The organism is Youxingia wuxianensis (assembly GCF_014385085.1).
Classification (GTDB): Bacteria; Bacillota; Clostridia; order Oscillospirales; family Ruminococcaceae; genus Youxingia; species Youxingia wuxianensis.
Genome location: NZ_JACRTD010000006.1, coordinates 149,876 through 165,422 on the forward strand (window position 1 = coordinate 149,876; position 15,547 = coordinate 165,422).

Annotated in this window: 20 protein-coding genes; 2 read left to right on the forward strand and 18 right to left on the reverse strand. The window is 45.3% G+C overall.

Annotated elements, in window-relative coordinates; translation table 11 throughout:
• Positions 1-36: 36 nt before the first annotated feature.
• The 9 genes from H8705_RS09585 to H8705_RS13670 form a co-directional block, all read right to left on the reverse strand.
• Positions 37-1,248, reverse strand: coding sequence for a tyrosine-type recombinase/integrase (locus tag H8705_RS09585; protein ID WP_002576318.1), 1,212 nt, complete (start codon positions 1,246-1,248; stop codon positions 37-39).
• 145 nt (positions 1,249-1,393) lie between these two features.
• Positions 1,394-2,605, reverse strand: coding sequence for a tyrosine-type recombinase/integrase (locus H8705_RS09590; protein WP_002576319.1), 1,212 nt, complete (start codon positions 2,603-2,605; stop codon positions 1,394-1,396).
• Positions 2,606-2,689: 84 nt separating this feature from the next.
• Positions 2,690-2,920, reverse strand: coding sequence for a hypothetical protein (locus H8705_RS09595; RefSeq protein ID WP_002576320.1), 231 nt, complete (start codon positions 2,918-2,920; stop codon positions 2,690-2,692).
• Positions 2,921-3,396: 476 nt separating this feature from the next.
• Complete coding sequence (locus tag H8705_RS09600; RefSeq protein ID WP_002576321.1) at positions 3,397-3,867, reverse strand: RNA polymerase subunit sigma-73; 471 nt, start codon at positions 3,865-3,867, stop codon at positions 3,397-3,399.
• Positions 3,868-4,034: 167 nt separating this feature from the next.
• The gene (bcrD, locus tag H8705_RS09605; protein WP_002576322.1) at positions 4,035-4,862 is read right to left on the reverse strand and encodes a bacitracin resistance undecaprenyl-diphosphatase BcrD; all 828 of its coding nucleotides are present in this window, start codon (positions 4,860-4,862) and stop codon (positions 4,035-4,037) included.
• Positions 4,862-5,611 carry an ABC transporter permease gene (locus tag H8705_RS09610; RefSeq protein WP_002576323.1) on the reverse strand — a complete coding sequence of 250 codons (750 nt, stop codon included), beginning with the start codon at positions 5,609-5,611 and terminating at the stop codon, positions 4,862-4,864. Before H8705_RS09610 ends, bcrD begins: the two co-directional genes overlap by 1 nt.
• Positions 5,604-6,521 carry a bacitracin ABC transporter ATP-binding protein BcrA gene (bcrA, locus tag H8705_RS09615; RefSeq protein ID WP_002576324.1) on the reverse strand — a complete coding sequence of 306 codons (918 nt, stop codon included), beginning with the start codon at positions 6,519-6,521 and terminating at the stop codon, positions 5,604-5,606. The genes H8705_RS09610 and bcrA overlap by 8 nt, the downstream gene beginning before the upstream one ends.
• Before the next feature lie 180 nt (positions 6,522-6,701).
• Positions 6,702-7,316, reverse strand: a complete 615-nt coding sequence (gene bcrR, locus H8705_RS09620) for a bacitracin resistance transcriptional activator BcrR (protein ID WP_083578802.1) — start codon at positions 7,314-7,316, stop codon at positions 6,702-6,704.
• The gene (locus tag H8705_RS13670) at positions 7,306-7,503 is read right to left on the reverse strand and encodes a helix-turn-helix domain-containing protein (RefSeq protein WP_009246557.1); all 198 of its coding nucleotides are present in this window, start codon (positions 7,501-7,503) and stop codon (positions 7,306-7,308) included. The genes bcrR and H8705_RS13670 overlap by 11 nt, the downstream gene beginning before the upstream one ends.
• A gap of 159 nt (positions 7,504-7,662) precedes the next feature.
• Between H8705_RS13670 and H8705_RS09630 the strand changes: the two genes are divergently transcribed.
• Positions 7,663-8,022 (forward strand): helix-turn-helix domain-containing protein, encoded by a 360-nt coding sequence (locus H8705_RS09630; protein ID WP_425330774.1) that lies wholly within the window; start codon positions 7,663-7,665, stop codon positions 8,020-8,022.
• Positions 8,023-8,102: 80 nt separating this feature from the next.
• Here the strand turns inward: H8705_RS09630 and H8705_RS09635 are convergent, their stop codons facing one another.
• The 9 genes from H8705_RS09635 to H8705_RS09675 all read right to left on the reverse strand — a co-directional run bounded on the left by H8705_RS09635 (position 8,103) and on the right by H8705_RS09675 (position 13,940).
• The gene (locus H8705_RS09635) at positions 8,103-8,399 is read right to left on the reverse strand and encodes a hypothetical protein (protein ID WP_002576327.1); all 297 of its coding nucleotides are present in this window, start codon (positions 8,397-8,399) and stop codon (positions 8,103-8,105) included.
• Positions 8,400-8,683: 284 nt separating this feature from the next.
• Positions 8,684-10,096 carry a relaxase/mobilization nuclease domain-containing protein gene (locus H8705_RS09640; RefSeq protein ID WP_062807338.1) on the reverse strand — a complete coding sequence of 471 codons (1,413 nt, stop codon included), beginning with the start codon at positions 10,094-10,096 and terminating at the stop codon, positions 8,684-8,686.
• A gap of 59 nt (positions 10,097-10,155) precedes the next feature.
• The gene (locus H8705_RS09645) at positions 10,156-10,476 is read right to left on the reverse strand and encodes a hypothetical protein (protein ID WP_054355235.1); all 321 of its coding nucleotides are present in this window, start codon (positions 10,474-10,476) and stop codon (positions 10,156-10,158) included.
• Positions 10,473-11,327, reverse strand: a complete 855-nt coding sequence (locus H8705_RS09650; protein WP_062807339.1) for a nucleotidyl transferase AbiEii/AbiGii toxin family protein — start codon at positions 11,325-11,327, stop codon at positions 10,473-10,475. Before H8705_RS09650 ends, H8705_RS09645 begins: the two co-directional genes overlap by 4 nt.
• A complete protein-coding gene (locus tag H8705_RS09655) occupies positions 11,324-11,932 on the reverse strand; it encodes a type IV toxin-antitoxin system AbiEi family antitoxin domain-containing protein (RefSeq protein ID WP_062807469.1) in 609 nt (202 codons plus the stop codon). The genes H8705_RS09650 and H8705_RS09655 overlap by 4 nt, the downstream gene beginning before the upstream one ends.
• 98 nt (positions 11,933-12,030) lie before the next feature.
• Positions 12,031-12,330 carry a CD1845 family protein gene (locus tag H8705_RS09660; RefSeq protein WP_062807340.1) on the reverse strand — a complete coding sequence of 100 codons (300 nt, stop codon included), beginning with the start codon at positions 12,328-12,330 and terminating at the stop codon, positions 12,031-12,033.
• Positions 12,327-12,629, reverse strand: a complete 303-nt coding sequence (locus H8705_RS09665; RefSeq protein WP_062807341.1) for a hypothetical protein — start codon at positions 12,627-12,629, stop codon at positions 12,327-12,329. Before H8705_RS09665 ends, H8705_RS09660 begins: the two co-directional genes overlap by 4 nt.
• A gap of 151 nt (positions 12,630-12,780) precedes the next feature.
• Positions 12,781-13,125, reverse strand: a complete 345-nt coding sequence (locus H8705_RS09670; protein WP_441464426.1) for a plasmid mobilization protein — start codon at positions 13,123-13,125, stop codon at positions 12,781-12,783.
• The gene (locus H8705_RS09675; protein WP_262395555.1) at positions 13,122-13,940 is read right to left on the reverse strand and encodes a DUF3849 domain-containing protein; all 819 of its coding nucleotides are present in this window, start codon (positions 13,938-13,940) and stop codon (positions 13,122-13,124) included. The genes H8705_RS09670 and H8705_RS09675 overlap by 4 nt, the downstream gene beginning before the upstream one ends.
• Positions 13,941-14,224: 284 nt before the next feature.
• On the opposite strand from H8705_RS09675, the gene H8705_RS09680 reads away from it, so the two are divergent.
• Positions 14,225-15,448 (forward strand): IS110 family transposase, encoded by a 1,224-nt coding sequence (locus H8705_RS09680; protein ID WP_262395556.1) that lies wholly within the window; start codon positions 14,225-14,227, stop codon positions 15,446-15,448.
• The last annotated feature ends 99 nt before the right edge of the window (positions 15,449-15,547 follow it).

A 15,547-nucleotide genomic window follows, 5' to 3' on the forward strand; every position in this document is an offset into this window, starting at 1 on the left:
GTTGTCCTATTCCTTAACCCAAAAAACAGGCCACTTTTACGAGGGGACAGCTTGATGAAATGCAGAATTTACTACATCGAATAGCTGTTCTGGTTTATTATACTTTACTCTTGCATAGATGTCCATAGTTGTCTTGCTGTTCTCATGTCCGGCAAGGTACTGGACCGTCTTGGGGTCAACACCTGCATACAGAAGATTGGTGATGTAGGTATGCCGCAGCAGGTGCGGTGTCACATCGAAGTCCAGGCTATACACAATGTTGGGATTGTTTTTCTGATGTCCTCCCAGACTCGGCTGAACAGTGTACTTGATGCTCTGTCCGTTCACATACTTATAATAGGTACGCTCCTTGGTAGACCGAACAACGATGTACTGCCAGACACGTTTGAACTGCGAATATGACAAGGGCTGTCCCTCACTATCGGCAATCACATATTCCGATTTGGAGGCAGCCTTGGCTTCCCGCAGACAATTCACAAGGCATTTGGGAATGGGAATATCCCTTCTTGCTGCTTTCGTCTTAAGCGTTGTAGAGATAACCGGTCTGTTATGCTCTGATCGCCATGCGCGCCGCACAGAGATATATGGAGTGGGTGCATCGAGGAACACACAATCCCATTGCAAGGCGAGAGCTTCTTCTCGGCGCAGACCGGCATATAAGCCGATCATGGTAAACAGATACGGCGGAAGTCCTTTGACGGTTTCCAGCAGCACTTCCACCTGCTGGTCTGTCAGCGAATCTTTCTTTTGGGTCGGTTTCCCTCCTTTTGCCGAAATCCCCTCACACGGATTGTATTCCAGCAACTGGCTCCGCTCTGCCGAGTAAAAAATGCACTTGAGGAGCATATTCACCGTATTGTGCAGGCTCTCGGACTTATTGGACAATGGGATCAGCGCCAGACGAATATCATCCGCTGTTACTTCCTCCATATACATATCTCCCAAAGGCTTGATAATGTAGTTCTTCATATTGGAGGCGTAGCCCTTCAGTGTAGCCGGCGACACTTTTGCGGATTGCATCAACAGCCACTTCTCACAATACTCGGCCACAGTAGGATGCTCCCGGTGGAAGATGATCTCCGCTACCTGGCGTCTCGCCTCCTGCTCTTTATCGTACAGTTCCTCGCAGGTAGTCCCATACAAGCTCACCTGCTTGCCGTCTGCGTCCAGAATCCGGGTTCTGTAATACAGGACACCCTTTCGTGTGACGGTTCCATATTGAGGTATGTTTTTTTTCTTCTTTGCCATAATTAATTTCCTTTCTCGCGTGGTGATGTATCTACACCTCCTTTTTATCAGAGATTTCAAATTGAATCAAAGATACGGCCAAGGAAAAACTAAGAGCGAGACATCCTTGTCTCGCTCTTACTTCATTTTCTGAATTGTTCGGAACTTACACAGCGTCCCATAAGTCAAAGGCACAGCCCATTGCTTTGACAAGATCATCCGGCCTGTTGTATTTGACCTTTGCGTAAATGTCCATCGTGATTTTGCTGCTTTCATGGCCCGCCAAATATTGTACCGTTTTGGGGTCCACCGAAGAATGAATCAGATTGGTGATGTAGGTGTGCCGCAGCTGATGCGGTGTCACTTCAAAATCCAGGCTATATACCACATGGCCGTTATTCCTGGCTTTTTCTCCAAGTTTCGGGTAAAGCATATATTTTACATACTTTCCGTCCACAAGTTTTCTGGCCATTCTCGGCTTTGCAGTCCGCGTCACAATATACTGCCACAGCCGCTTAAACTGTGTATAGGATAGCGGATCACCGTCCCGATTGGCAATCACATAATCCGAAGTGGATTTTTTCTTTGCATCTTTCAGACATTCAACCAGACAGACCGGGAGAGGAATGTTTCTTTGTGCCGCTTTGGTCTTTAGCTCGGTAAGAATGACCGGCCTGTTATGTTCTGTGTGCCATGCCCGCCGTACCGTTAAGTACGGAGCCTCTGCATCCAGATACACAGAATCCCATTGCAGCGCCAGGATTTCTTCCCGGCGCAGACCGGCATATAAACCGATCATCACAAATACATAGGGCGGCAAATCCCGGATCGTGTCCAAAAGCCGCTCAACCTGTTCATCCGTCAATGCCTGTCTTTCTTCCTGGGGAACTCCTCCCTTTGCATCCAGGTATATGGTCGGGTCCTCGTCAATCACATGGCTCTCCTTGGCCGCCCGGAAAATGGACTTGCAGAGAATCACCACAGACTTATAAACCGAAGCCGACTTCTTGGAAACAGGTACGAGGGCAAGTTGGATGTCATCCAGGGATACATCAGCCATTCTCTTGTCTCCCAGCCCTCCAATAATGTGCCGCCGCACCTTAGAGGTATAATCTGTCAAGGTGGTGGCCCGAACATGGACGGACTGCATCAGTAGCCACTTCTCACAGTACTCAGCAACCGTAGGCGATCTTCGACGAAACGTAGTACTGTCAATCTGCTCTAACGCCTCCAGTTCCTTGTCATAAAGCTTTTCGGGCGTCTTTGCATAAAGCGCCACTCTGTTTCCATCCGAATCTTCGACTCTGGTTCTATAATATTCAATGCCGTTAAGCACGACCGTACCATATTGAGGAATTGCCCTTTTTCTTTTTGCCAATTCCGTCACCTCCTAAGAATAATGTCCAGCGCTGTACCTTTGTTTTATCAGACATATTAGGTTCCAGCAAGGATACGGAACAGCTCAAGCTCGGACACTTCGCAGCTTGCGGTATGTAGCGCTTTTTTCCACTGGCTTTGCACGATGGGTGCATTTTGCGATATACTCCTGAAGGCCAGCATCTGTAAAGTACACGCAACCATTTTGCACATACTGAACATAGGAAATTAGCCCACTGTTTCGAGCTGCATCCAAAGTGGCAATGCTAATCCCCAGTAATTTGGCAGCCTCTTTCCGCGAAATCAATTTTTCCATAGGTGGTCCCCCTTTCTGTCAAAGATGTGGTTGTTGCTTTCAAAATCACATGAATGCGCTGGCAACCGAAGCTGCCAGCGCATGGTATCTGACTTTGAAAAATTTACTCGCCACATTTGCCACGCACCCCTGGCGATGGGGACATTCCGGTCTCCGCTGGCGCGGCTGTCATAACTCCACAGCGTCGTTTTACTCGTGCGCCGCAGAGTTCCCCCCAAGTCTTTAGGAGGCCGTGAGGAAGTATCTTTAACCCCTATGCAGTCATCGCGCCCTGAAATGCCACTTTCGGGTATCAGGCTGACGTGGATCGCTCGGAACAGTCCTATTCATCACCTCCTGGGGCTGTCCATCTTCGCGGCGTGCCTGATTCGCTCGTACATAGGTTATGTACCGGAAATGCCGTCTATGAAATTGTCAAGCTCCACATTGGGAGAATGTTCTTCCCTCAATGGGTAGGCACTGATACGCTTCATTTGTTAAGTGTTATTCAAAAATTTTTTTATTTTTTTAAATCTTTGTGCAACAGCACTTCTGGAACAATGCCAAAGACGTGCTACATCAATTTGACGATAACCATCCACAAAAAGTAATGTCAATAGCTCCAAATCTTTCTTCGACAGCTTCTTCAATCTCAACAGTAGTTGTTCGTTTTCCACCGAAGCCAACCATCCATATCGCGTTTGATCAATCTTATCAACATCCCATTGATAAGATAACGATGCAAACTTTCGGAACAGCTGTGATTGACCACATACTTCATCATATTGTTCACAAGGTATTGGTTGCGTATGGTTTTGAAAAACCCTTTGACTGCAAAACCATGCCCAGTCATATTCTTTCATGGCAGCAATCTGTTCTTCGCTCATCCCTGCATCACAATACTCAACTTCTAAACGCTTCCATCTACTATCAAACTTCTTTTTCTCATATCCATAATTAAATCCCATTATTAACCTCCTGTAGATTCAATTTGCAAAATTCACCATGCAAACTAAAATCAGGAGGAGATCGACAACGAGAATCTCTGGGTTGTTTTCCATCCCCAGAAACAAAAATGCCAGCTGATCTTAAGGACCAGCTGGCATTTTTATTCGCGCACAAAGAAAACGCATTATTAAGATTTTATAAGTACAACAAGTATACCAAGCACAATTCGATACCAACCAAACACCTTAAAATCATGTTTTTTGATAAAGTTCATTAGGAATTTAATTACTAAGACAGATACCGCAAATGCCACAGCCATACCGAGAACAAGAGCGAGCAGTTCTGCACTTGTAAATTCAAACCCGAATTTTAACAGCTTAAAAGCACTTGCTCCAAGCATAGTAGGTACTGCGAGGAAAAAAGTAAACTCTGCTGCTGCCACTCGTGAAACTCCTATGAGTAAAGCACCTATAATCGTTGCTCCCGACCGTGATGTGCCGGGTATAAGTGATAACACTTGAAATGCCCCTATCAAGATTGCTGTTTTATAGCTGATGTCAGAAAGTGCCATAGTAGTAGGAGTACGCTTTTTATTCCAATTTTCTATGAGAATGAATAACAAACCATAAAAGATTAACATGATTGAAATCACAATGGGGGTTTGGAGGTAAGCATCCAAATAATCATCAAATAGAATCCCCATAATAGCTGACGGTACACAAGCTACCGCAACCTTGAACCACAACGAGAAAGTATCCTTTTTAACAATTGACTGTGCTTTGTTCTTAAATTGAAAGGGAAACATCTTGTTCCAAAACATTACAACCACTGCGAGTATAGCTCCAAGTTGAATAACAACAAAAAACATTTCTTTAAATGCTTCGCTCATATTAAGTGTGATAAATTCGTCCACAAGAATCATATGTCCTGTGCTGCTGATAGGTAGCCACTCAGTAATACCCTCAACAATTCCAAGAAAAATAACTTTTAAAATTTCTATAAAATCAAGTACCATTATTTCAAATCCTCCTTTTTAAAATGATGAAAGGTCATAAGAAAACCAACTGCTGATACAAGAATAATAATAGATACAGACAGCAGTGTAGGATAGCCGGTACTCTGAAGTTTACCCTGCACCAAGAAATAGGTGGCTGTCCACGGATACAACGCTCCCCATTCTTGATTTGAAAGTGCGGCACTTCCCATGACAATCACGGCAGAGCCAATCATCGGGGCGACAAATCCTTTTGTTTTCATAGCAACAAACACAAAAGGAGAAACTGTTAAAAACATCAGGATACTGCCAAACAAAAACTTGGGGAGCCATACTATTGCCACTAGTAAGCTATATCCCTCCAATGTAAAGACAGCGTCATATAGCCCACAAACGATAAATATACCTGCCCATGTTACAAGGGTTAGCATAACAATCCAAAGAAGCAGGGTGCAAAATTTTCCAATTAATAGTTTTGTCCTTGAAATGGGTATGGGCAATATGGTTTTGAGGGTGCTTTCTGTGTACTCTCTGCTAAACAAGTAAGCTGCAATTGCCACATATATCATAATGTTTACCAGCAGCATGATATACAGTACACTGTCGCTGTATATGTCAGACAAGGTAAAGATAATCTCCGGCTTATCAAAATGTGTTTGCAAGGCTTCTATTAACATCAAAAGTGGGGTAGATAATACCCCTGCCACACTAATTAGCACCATTTTTGAACGCTTTAGTTTTAATAATTCACAAGAAATAAGATTAAGCAATACCGCCACCTCCAATCAGTTTAGAAAAGTAGTCCTCTAAGTTTTCCTCACTATCATTTATCCTTGTCACGAGCAGTCCATTTCGTGCAAATTCTCGATTGATTTCTCCAACACTTTGGCTAAAGTCATAAATTCTCACCGTACCGTCCTGCACTGTAAAATCCGTCATGTGGTAGTGGTTTTCTAAAATCTTTCCGGCTATCTCACTGTCAGATAAATCAAATTGAATGTATTTTCGATTCCTTTTGTGAAGCTCGGATATATTCACTTCCTCTACTAAATGCCCCTCGTGCATAACGCCGATAATATCTGCTATCTGTTCAATCTCGCTTAAAACATGGCTTGAGATAAAAATGGTAATGCCATGATTGTGACTAAGTTCAGATAAAAATGAGCGTATTTCAACTATTCCAATGGGGTCAAGTCCGTTAATCGGTTCGTCAAGTATTAAAAGCTCCGGCTCGTGCATAATGGCGGCGGCAATACCAAGCCGTTGCTTCATTCCGAGGGAATAATCGGAAAAGACTTTTCTTTTCTCCTTATGCAGCCCCACAACTTCAAGAGCTTTTTCTACTCCACTTTTAGATACTCCCCCTCGCAGTTTAGCGAGAATTTGCAAATTCTCATACCCTGTTAAATTACTGTAAAATCCCGGTGTTTCGATAATAGAGCCTACTTTGCTATAAAGGGTATGGATATTTTCCTTATAGTTTGTGCCAAACAAGCGTACCGTTCCCTCCGTTGGGAAAGCAAGCTGCAACATCATTTTCATTGCTGTGGTTTTGCCTGCTCCGTTTCTGCCGAGCAAACCATAAATTTTGCCCTTTGGCACATGAAGATTTACCTTATCGACAACGGTGGCTGTTCCGTATCGCTTCGTAAGATTTTCTGTTTCAATGATATAATCCATATTTGATTCTCCTTTCCGTGGGTTGCTGTTCTTGTTTTCGCTGACCACAATCTTATTATCCACGAGTATTGCATAGAAGCCAAGAAATCTACCGTCACAATGCCGACACAATAGATGTCAGCACGAAAAAAGCTCCGACACTTATCGTGTCAGAGCCTATTTTAAAGGGTTTATGGCATTTTACTTTGTTTGGGTTTGCTTTATCCAGACAAATATTTTAGCAACAAATAGCAGAAACATAAGGGCGGTTACATAGGGTTGTCTTGCCGCAACGAAGAAGCAGATAAAAAGCGTACTCAGCACGAGAGAGCATTTTGTGATTATGTTGCTCCATGATTCCTTTTCAAAACAAACACACATCAGTTTCGCTATCCCAAGTGCAATCAAAACAATAAAAACAATCCAATAGATTGCAAGATATATTGGGGTAGTGTCTGTAAATGAAAGTAGATTGACAGAATAAATATATCCGTCAACAAGGTTACCATACAACGGCAAAAGTATAAAAGTAACCGCCATCATATCTAATATTCCATAAATGAAACTGTAAATTTTTTTCAAGTTGGAACGATTTTCAGTTTCGGCAAGTGTAATCAGTTCTTCGCCCGATAGCAGTTCATCTATGGTCACAGAAAAGAATTTAGAAATACACTTGAGCGACTCAATGTTAGGGTAACCCTTGCCGCTTTCCCATTTTGAAATGGCTGTTCTTGATACATATAATTGCTCCGCAAGTTGTTCCTGCGTTAAGTTCTTTCCAGTCCTAAGCTGTTGTAGCTTTTCATTAAATTCCATGATTCTCCTCCTGTTTGTTCCTTGTTTTCATACGTCCATCAACGGGTTTTTCTGCATCTTTTGGTATCATCCATGCACGACCAAATTTTTCAGTTCCGTCAATGCGATTTTCCTCACATAATTTTTGTATCCGTCTTTCCGATATGCCCCATTTTTCAGAAGCGGCTTTCACAGAAATGTAATTCATAATATCAACTTCCTTTCGCAAAGAGTATATAATTATTATATACGGAATGACGAATAATAGCAAGTTTCTCTCCACTAATACGAAATTATACACTACTAAACATAAAATCATACTTCGTTCAAATATCATCACCCGAAATGTACAATGATATAGGATGATATTAAAATGTACCAAGATGAAAGAAAACTTGATTTTAAGCCGTTAGGTATAGCGATAAAAAAAGCTCGGGAAGCAAAAGGGTGGACACAGGAATATCTTGCCCAACTGGTAGACCTTACGCCACGCTCTATTATGTATATAGAGAACAGGGGGCAGCACCCAAGGCTTAACAAATTTTATCTCATTACTACCTTGCTTGACATCTCTGTAGACCAGTTCTTTTTTCCATGCAATGAAGATGGCGACAACAATCGCCGCAAACAAGTTGATGTACTGTTGAATGATATGGAAGAAAAGGAGCTTATCGTGATGGAAGCTACGGCTCAAGGCTTGAAAAAGGCAAGAGAAACTGCGGAATAATTAACGCTGTTTTCGTAAGCCAAGCCAACTGAAAAAAGTGCGACACCTACACAGGCTATCGCACTTTTTAGGTTATTTTTTTATTCTCCACACAAATCATAAAGCTGTTCACATCGGTTTTGAATATCTAAGATTTCTGTTTCGGTTAAACTCCTGCGGTTATGAGTAAGTTGTTGCTCTAAAAAATCACGATAGCCATCAAGTAAGGCATCCCGTAAAAGCTCGGGGGCTTTGCAATGTTCCACACCAAACCATTGCTCATCTTTTTCATCCCAAATCATAACGGTGTATCCTCGCTTAGTGTTCACCACCTCCAAAACACTATCTTTATTTAGGTAATCGTTGAATACTTCTAAAACCTTTTCAAAGGTCATCATTTTATCAGCCCTTTCATATTTTAGGTGCTTATATGTAAGTAGTTTATATACTTATTACGACTATGATAATAAAAGTAAATCATCGTGTAAAGGATACGGATATTGTTTGCGAACAAAAGTGGCAAGCAATGCCGGTGTTAATACACACCGACCCGCAGAGTGCAAAATCCCTCCATGATTTTTCTCTCCGCTTGCTTGTTGAGGGCAGCGCCCCCAAGCCCCTTTGAACACAGAATTTCATTCTGTGGCTGCGCGTTCTGCGAACGCTTTTGACCAGGACCAGCTTACCGCTGGCCGTGGTCTTTTTCTTTTTCAACATCCTGTTCTACCTCCATTTTCAGCACTCGATCCACATTGGCCTTTGCCGTCAAAAGCTCCCGCATTTCCTCACGGGAACGCCGGTACTCGGCATAGGTCTTTTTCTTTTCTTCCAGCAATTTTGCGTACTCCGTCTGCAACTCTTTAACCTTAGGCAGCTTCTTGACTCCCATTTCATCAAAGGCATTCTTGGCAGCCTGGTGGAGCAGAATTTCTTCCTCATGTTCTTCCCGGAATTTCTTAGAGTAGCCGGCCTTGCGGTATGCCACATAGACCTCACGGGTCTTGGCATAATTTACGATGTGAGTACGCAAAACAGCAATCTCTGCCATGCGCTTTTCAGCCGCTTTGATCTGCGCCGAAAGCTCATTGTGATGTGCCGTGGCAGCCGCAGCCTTTTCTTCTAAAATCGCATACTCCAGCAGGTTATGCTCTGACAAGTAATTCATGGTCTGTGCCATTTGTTTCAGATTGAAAACCTTGGCCCAACGAGCATAGCCAGCACCTTTTCCTGCCTGCAATTTTGCCTGAATGTCCACCAGCAGATTGACCTTCGGCGGCTCTGCCTGTGTGACTGTTTTCTTTCGTGGGGTATGCGCTTTCTTCCCGGAGAGAACTGCCCGCAATTCTTCCACTCCATACCCTTCGCCCAGACTGTCCACGCGGGCTGCTTTCTCCCAGCCGGGGAGCTTCAGGCGATACGATTTCCCGCGCTTTGATACTTCACAGCCGGACTCTTGCAGCAACTTCAGCAGTTCCTCAAAATTAGCAGGGCTTTGTGATAATGCGTTGTCAATCGCCACACGAAGCAGCTCTCGGTGAGAGGGCTTTGCCTGATCGCCCAGCCATTTGTTATAGCTCTTTCCGTGAGGGTTCGGATTCTCTACAATGGACAGTCCATTCTCAATACAGATGGTGTCACTTAGCCGCCGAACCGCCTTGGTGCTGCCCCAAAAGTTTCGGAATTTCCGGTCATATTCCAAGCTGACTGATGACCAGATAATGTGATTATGAATGTGCGACTTGTCTATGTGGGTGCAGACCACAAAGGCATGATTGCCTTTGGTAAAACGCTTGGCAAATTCTACACCCAGCCTGTTTGCTTCTTCCGGGGTGATTTCGCCGGGGCGGAAAGACTGGCGCACATGATAGGCAATCACATCATCCGCACCGCGCACTCGCCCGGTAGCGGCAATGTACTGCCGCTTTGCCAGAAGAAACTCTGCATCCGCAGTCCGGCTGTCACAAGCATAGCCGGTAATGAGCCTGCCGTTATCTGTTTTCTTTGGATTGGCCACATAGTCGATGATGTCACTGATCGCCCGACTTTCTATGCGGCCCTTGCCGACATGAAGCGGCATGATGCGGGTTGTTGCCATAGGTCAGACCTCCTTTCCGAAAAGAAAACGGCCTGCCGTAGCAGACCGCTTTCACTATTCTATAAAACTTTTTCATCGAAATAATTGAACTCATCATCTTCTAAATGTCTTGGTGGAAATCTCATTTCATATTGCTCTTGCGCCAATGCACGGACATCAGGCCGCCTATCCTTTAGTCGATTTTTCAGCCAGGACAACTGCTCTTTCGATAGCCTCCATGGAAGATTCAAAAGACGATTCAGTGTCATCAGTTCAGCCTGCTTTTCTGCTGGTAGCGAAGCACAGGATTTACAAATGTGGGCTGCATGACCTTTGCCTGAAAATTTTTCGTTGGCTTTGTATTCGCCACAAATTTTACAATAATGTCCATGCTTTTTCATAAGCTGATACCTTTCTCGCAAAGTGCATATAACCTGCGAATTGCTTTCATAATCACATCCCATTCCAAATCAGAAGCATAAGAAAACTTTTTACGGTATGCCTCCCAAAGTTTTTGCATAACCGAATCATTTTCTACTTCGTTAAAAACTTCTTCAGCCTGGTTAAGATACTTCTCAGATCCCCGTTTATGGGCAGTTGCCAGAAGTGCATCATGTAAAATATTTGGGTTCAGTGTGGTTCCATGTAGCTGTTCTAAAATGTAAATATCGTAGAAATCTCTCATGCGGGTATTAGTTGTGGTTCTGGTAATAATGGTTTCCAATTTTTCTGCCAGCACAGTTTCTAAATTATAAGCCCAAATATCAATGAAGCGATCTTCCAACATAAGTTTGAATGAATACCGGACCTCTCTTGGTGTAATCGCATCTCCCGTAGAAATATCAATTTTCAAAGGGGTCACTACGCCATCGAATGTTGTACTCATGCTGACACGAATCCCTGGATACTCTGCTTCATCCATAATCTCCGAAATACTTTTCAGCTGAAATTTAACACCATCATCAATCGGAACAGTTACGATTGATGAAATTAGATTCTCAATATCCTCCACATTGACATTGGCTCCTTTTATGGTTGCATCCAAATCCATCGTAGAACGGGCATCCAATCCAACCATAGCCGCTACCAACATACCACCCTTCAAGATAAACTTATCACGATACTCAGAAAGAGAAATACGCTCCAAAAAACGCTCCATCATGTAGTTCCTCATTAAAATCTGAGCATCTGCGGATTTTTCTCTGGAAAGGTTTCGTATTAAATCTTTAAGCTGCCTTGCTGTTTTTATCATAAAAGTACCTCCAAATACTGTCGTAAAATTTTTTCCACCTTGAACATCCCAGCATATTGCATTAAAGCTCGCAGGTTCTTATCTTTTCTACGAGCATACGCTTTCAATGCCCCCTGAAAGGTTTGAATTTCAATTCTACTGCGGCTTCTGAGCAAATCACAGATCGTTCGCTCCATATCATAAACCGGTACGGTATGCCCAAAAGGTGTCTGACCGCTGGACAACCCAACATCAAATAACTCTGGCTTCATGGTGTAAACAGATAGCCCTTCTGCTTTTAAGCGAGTCGGACTATAACCACGCCGTACTGTAACAGAATATTTGGAGGGTTCTCTGTCAGTCAAATCATGAAAAAACAAGGCCGATTCATGGGAAAACACTGCCTGATTACACCGCAGATGCAAAAGGAACATAGCATCTACCCAGGCATCTTCGGAGACATAAATACCATGGGCAACCTGTTGAAGATTTTTCTCTTTAACATATTCATAAAAAATGGGCTTTACAATTCCGCTGGCAATTACCTGCGCAGTTTGTAGCATCCCATCATGCTCGGTCAGAAGTCTGTCTAATTGCTCAAACCGTTCTGATCTGGTCACGATCATCACTTCCTTTCGTGCTACTATTATACACGAATATAGCACGAAAGTAAATAAGGTAATTATAGATCCACCGTGTATCATTTTTTATAGTTTTGCGTATTTTATCCATAAACCAACTCCTGAATTGCAAATTTCAAACTCTGCACCTTGCCCAGCAGCCAGATCGCAGCCAGCGGCAGCCCCATCGGGCTAATCAAAAATGCCATAACCAGCAAAATCACACCGTTCTGCGGGGAATAGGTAATCAGCACAGCCACGCCAAGCAGAGCAATCACCATGCTGAACAGACCAAGCACCAGACCGGATATGTAGATCAGCCCCGTGCAGAGCCAGACAAAAAGTGTCAGCACCAAAATAACCGGCGCAGTTACGATCATCAACAGGCATTTCAAAATCTTCATTCCAGTTCCTCCTTCCAACGCTCCAGATGCCGTTTACACAGGGCATCTGCTTCTCTCTCATCATCTTCCGTCACTTCCCGTTTACCTTTGGTCAGTTCAATCTCCAGATAAGTCCGGTAATCATCAGCTAAGAGGTCGAACAGTTCCTTGGGAGTATGGCACACCTCGCCGGTGCAATAGCGAAAGTCTTGGTCAAATTCAACCCTTACACATCCATGACGGCTGATATAAACTTCGGTGGTCTCGTCTGCGGCCAGATAGTCCGCAAAAATCTCCAACACTTTTTCAAAGGTCAGCATCTGTTTTCACTCCTTTGCTACGCTTCTTGCTCTACTCATATTATCCGGTACGGACAGGCAAAAGACAAGGATACCGGCAAAAAGAAAAAGCGGAGGGAGATGCGGCGAAGAAACGCCGTTCCTCCCTCCGCAAATGGAGTATCTTTCCCTGTTATGAAAGTTTAGAAAGCTGGGTAAGGATTTCCTTCACCCCCTCCCACAGTTGTTCCTGCCGCTGGGATATATCCTCCAAATCAGCATCATAAACCCGCCCGGTCTCATGCACTTTACGGGTCAGCTGATTCAAGTTGTTGCTGCTTCGGCGCATCAGGGAGACCAGCTCCTTCAGTTCCGGCAGATCCAGCTGCACCACATACCCATCCAGTGCCATTTTCCGCAGATAGGCACTCAAATTTTCTGTCCCGTATTGCTGCATCTTTTGATGGATCAGCTCCAGTTCCTCTGCGGATACCCAAAACAGCACCGGAACATCCCGCTTACGCTTTGCCATAGTTATCGCTCCGGTTCCCGTTTCTTCGGGGCGGCAGGCTTGTGGGCAGGCAGTTCCTGCTTGAGCTTATCCCGTACAGAGGGACGGGACGGTTGTATCTTTTCTCCCTGAGTACGGCTGAGCTGCTGTTCTTCTCGCACCAAATCAATAAAACCATCCAGTACAGCAGGGTGGCTGTTCAGGACATAACCACAACGGACAGTTTCGGGATTATCGTTGGGAATGGTCTTAGCCCATTCCTTATTGCGTCGGGAGTAACGCCCATCCCAGTCCTGAAGCTGGACGGTGTTGGCAAGGACCAGCGCCACACGCTCCATGCCATAGTTCTCGATCACACCCTTTGCCGCATCGTGACTGAGATACATTCCGTCGAAGTGTTCCCGCACCGCCGCTTCAATGGACTCCTTGCATTGGAGATTTACATTGTTGGAAGTTCGGTACTGCTCCAGCTCCCCATGTTCTCTCGCATAGGCGGCAGAGTAGGGATAGACCGGTGTTGTTCGCAGTTCCTCTTTAGCTCTGCACACATCATCGGCTCGACTTTCAATACTGTCCCGGATCACATCCATGTGGCCGGTCTCCAGCTTTTCAAAATAGCGGTACACATCCGCCAGCGGCGAGGGAGATTCCAAAAGTGCCTGAGCCTGGGCGTCGGTCAGCTCCAGTTCCTCCATCGCCATCACGATGTCCTCACGGACAGTATACTCATAGGTGTGGTGCAGGATTTCTTCCGGGGGCTGGCTTTTCAGCCAGTCCCTGAATTTGTCCTGCTCAGCAGCCATCTTTTCATAAAGAGCCGTATTCAGATCGTTGGTATTCATGTTATCGCACCTCCTACAATATAGTTACGGTTAAAGGCGCGGCAGCCAGCCGCGTCTTTTTCCATCTCAAAGCCGAAGCTGTTAGAATGGGAGAGTAAATGGCCTGGCAGTTTGCACCTTGGGCTAACACGCCCGCTGAGGAGTCCGTCAGCCGCCTCTCTCGTTCGCAGCATTCGATTTACGCAGGTTGTACCACCGTTTTCGGTGCGTTCGTGTCACCCAGGAGATTGAACAGGCAATGAGTAAAGGGCGGAAAGCCATATCCAATCAGAAGGAGGAGCAAAATGAACGCGGTAGGGATCGACATTTCCAAAGGAAAAAGCATGGTGGCTGCCCTGCGGCCAATGGGTGAAGTGGCATTTCTGCCACAGGAATTTCTCCATACCGAAGTGGGTCTGGAGCAGATGGCTTGCGCCATCATCGCATTAGGGGAAGATACCCGTGTTATCATGGAAGCTACAGGCCGTTACCATGAAGCGGTAGCGGCAGCACTGCATGAGTACGGGATCTATGTCTGTATCCTGAATCCGCTGCTCATCAAACAGAGCGGCGGCGGCTCCATCCGCAAGGTCAAGACTGACAAGGCTGACGCCATGAAAATTGCCAAGTATGGCCTTGACAACTGGACGGATCTGCAGGAATATACTCCCATGGACACTGTAAGACAACAATTGAAGCTGTGTAGCCGCCAGTACAACCTCTACATGAAAACGGTGGTCTCTCTGCAAAACAATCTCATTTCGCTGACCGACAAGACCTTTCCGGGAGTAAACGAGCTGTTCTCCAGTCCGGATCGCGCCGACGGCCACCAGAAATGGGTGGATTTTGCCATAACCTTCTGGCACTGCGATTGTATCTGCCGTGTCAGCGAAAAGGCGTTTACAGAGCGTTACCAGAAGTGGTGCAAACGTAAGGGATACCATTTCAGTGCAGAGAAGGCGCTGGACATATACGCTGCCAGCTGTGGCCATTTTACGACGCTGCCAAAAAATGAGAACACAAAGTTGCTCATCGTCACAGCCGCGCAACAACTTCTGCAGGGCAAGATGACACTGGCCACGCTGCGGGCAGAGATGACGCGGCTTGCGTCCCAGCTCCCGGAATATGAAACCGTGCGCGCCATGTACGGCGTTGGAGAAACAACTGCCGCGCAGCTTATGGCTGAAATTGGCGATGTGCGCCGTTTTCCGCGCCGCAGTGCCATTGTAGGCTTTGCAGGCGTTGATCCCGGTCTGGATGAATCCGGCAAACACAGCGCAAAGAGTGTTCCCACCACAAAGCGTGGCTCACCGCACCTGCGCAAAACGCTCTACCAAATCGTCTATACATATCTGAAAAAGTCCCCGGCGGATGAGCCGGTGTACCAGTTCCTCGACAAGAAACGCGCGGAGGGTAAGCCCTACTTCGTCTACATGACCGCCGCTCAGAACAAATTTCTGCGCATCTACTACGCCCGCGTAAAGGAATGCCTGGAGGCCTTTGATACAGAAGCTGCCACGCGAGCATAAGCTTTACCAACCGAATTTCCTCCTGGTCGGCGAGGTGTTTTCTCTCCGGCCTGGTTTGTTATGCCCTTTTTCAGTCTCGCAAAATTTGCGGGATTTTTT

Excerpts from the sequence above, each read along its gene's own strand:
- H8705_RS09585 (WP_002576318.1), bottom strand. The coding sequence starts at position 1,248 with ATGGCAAAGAAGAAAAAAAACATACCTCAATATGGAACCGTCACACGA.
- H8705_RS09595 (WP_002576320.1), bottom strand. The coding sequence starts at position 2,920 with ATGGAAAAATTGATTTCGCGGAAAGAGGCTGCCAAATTACTGGGGATT.
- H8705_RS09600 (WP_002576321.1), bottom strand. The coding sequence starts at position 3,867 with ATGGGATTTAATTATGGATATGAGAAAAAGAAGTTTGATAGTAGATGG.
- bcrD (WP_002576322.1), bottom strand. The coding sequence starts at position 4,862 with ATGGTACTTGATTTTATAGAAATTTTAAAAGTTATTTTTCTTGGAATT.
- bcrA (WP_002576324.1), bottom strand. The coding sequence starts at position 6,521 with ATGGATTATATCATTGAAACAGAAAATCTTACGAAGCGATACGGAACA.
- bcrR (WP_083578802.1), bottom strand. The coding sequence starts at position 7,316 with ATGGAATTTAATGAAAAGCTACAACAGCTTAGGACTGGAAAGAACTTA.
- H8705_RS13670 (WP_009246557.1), bottom strand. The coding sequence starts at position 7,503 with ATGAATTACATTTCTGTGAAAGCCGCTTCTGAAAAATGGGGCATATCG.
- H8705_RS09635 (WP_002576327.1), bottom strand. The coding sequence starts at position 8,399 with ATGATGACCTTTGAAAAGGTTTTAGAAGTATTCAACGATTACCTAAAT.
- H8705_RS09640 (WP_062807338.1), bottom strand. The coding sequence starts at position 10,096 with ATGGCAACAACCCGCATCATGCCGCTTCATGTCGGCAAGGGCCGCATA.
- H8705_RS09645 (WP_054355235.1), bottom strand. The coding sequence starts at position 10,476 with ATGAAAAAGCATGGACATTATTGTAAAATTTGTGGCGAATACAAAGCC.
- H8705_RS09650 (WP_062807339.1), bottom strand. The coding sequence starts at position 11,327 with ATGATAAAAACAGCAAGGCAGCTTAAAGATTTAATACGAAACCTTTCC.
- H8705_RS09655 (WP_062807469.1), bottom strand. The coding sequence starts at position 11,932 with ATGATCGTGACCAGATCAGAACGGTTTGAGCAATTAGACAGACTTCTG.
- H8705_RS09660 (WP_062807340.1), bottom strand. The coding sequence starts at position 12,330 with ATGAAGATTTTGAAATGCCTGTTGATGATCGTAACTGCGCCGGTTATT.
- H8705_RS09665 (WP_062807341.1), bottom strand. The coding sequence starts at position 12,629 with ATGCTGACCTTTGAAAAAGTGTTGGAGATTTTTGCGGACTATCTGGCC.
- H8705_RS09675 (WP_262395555.1), bottom strand. The coding sequence starts at position 13,940 with ATGAATACCAACGATCTGAATACGGCTCTTTATGAAAAGATGGCTGCT.
- H8705_RS09680 (WP_262395556.1), top strand. The coding sequence starts at position 14,225 with ATGAACGCGGTAGGGATCGACATTTCCAAAGGAAAAAGCATGGTGGCT.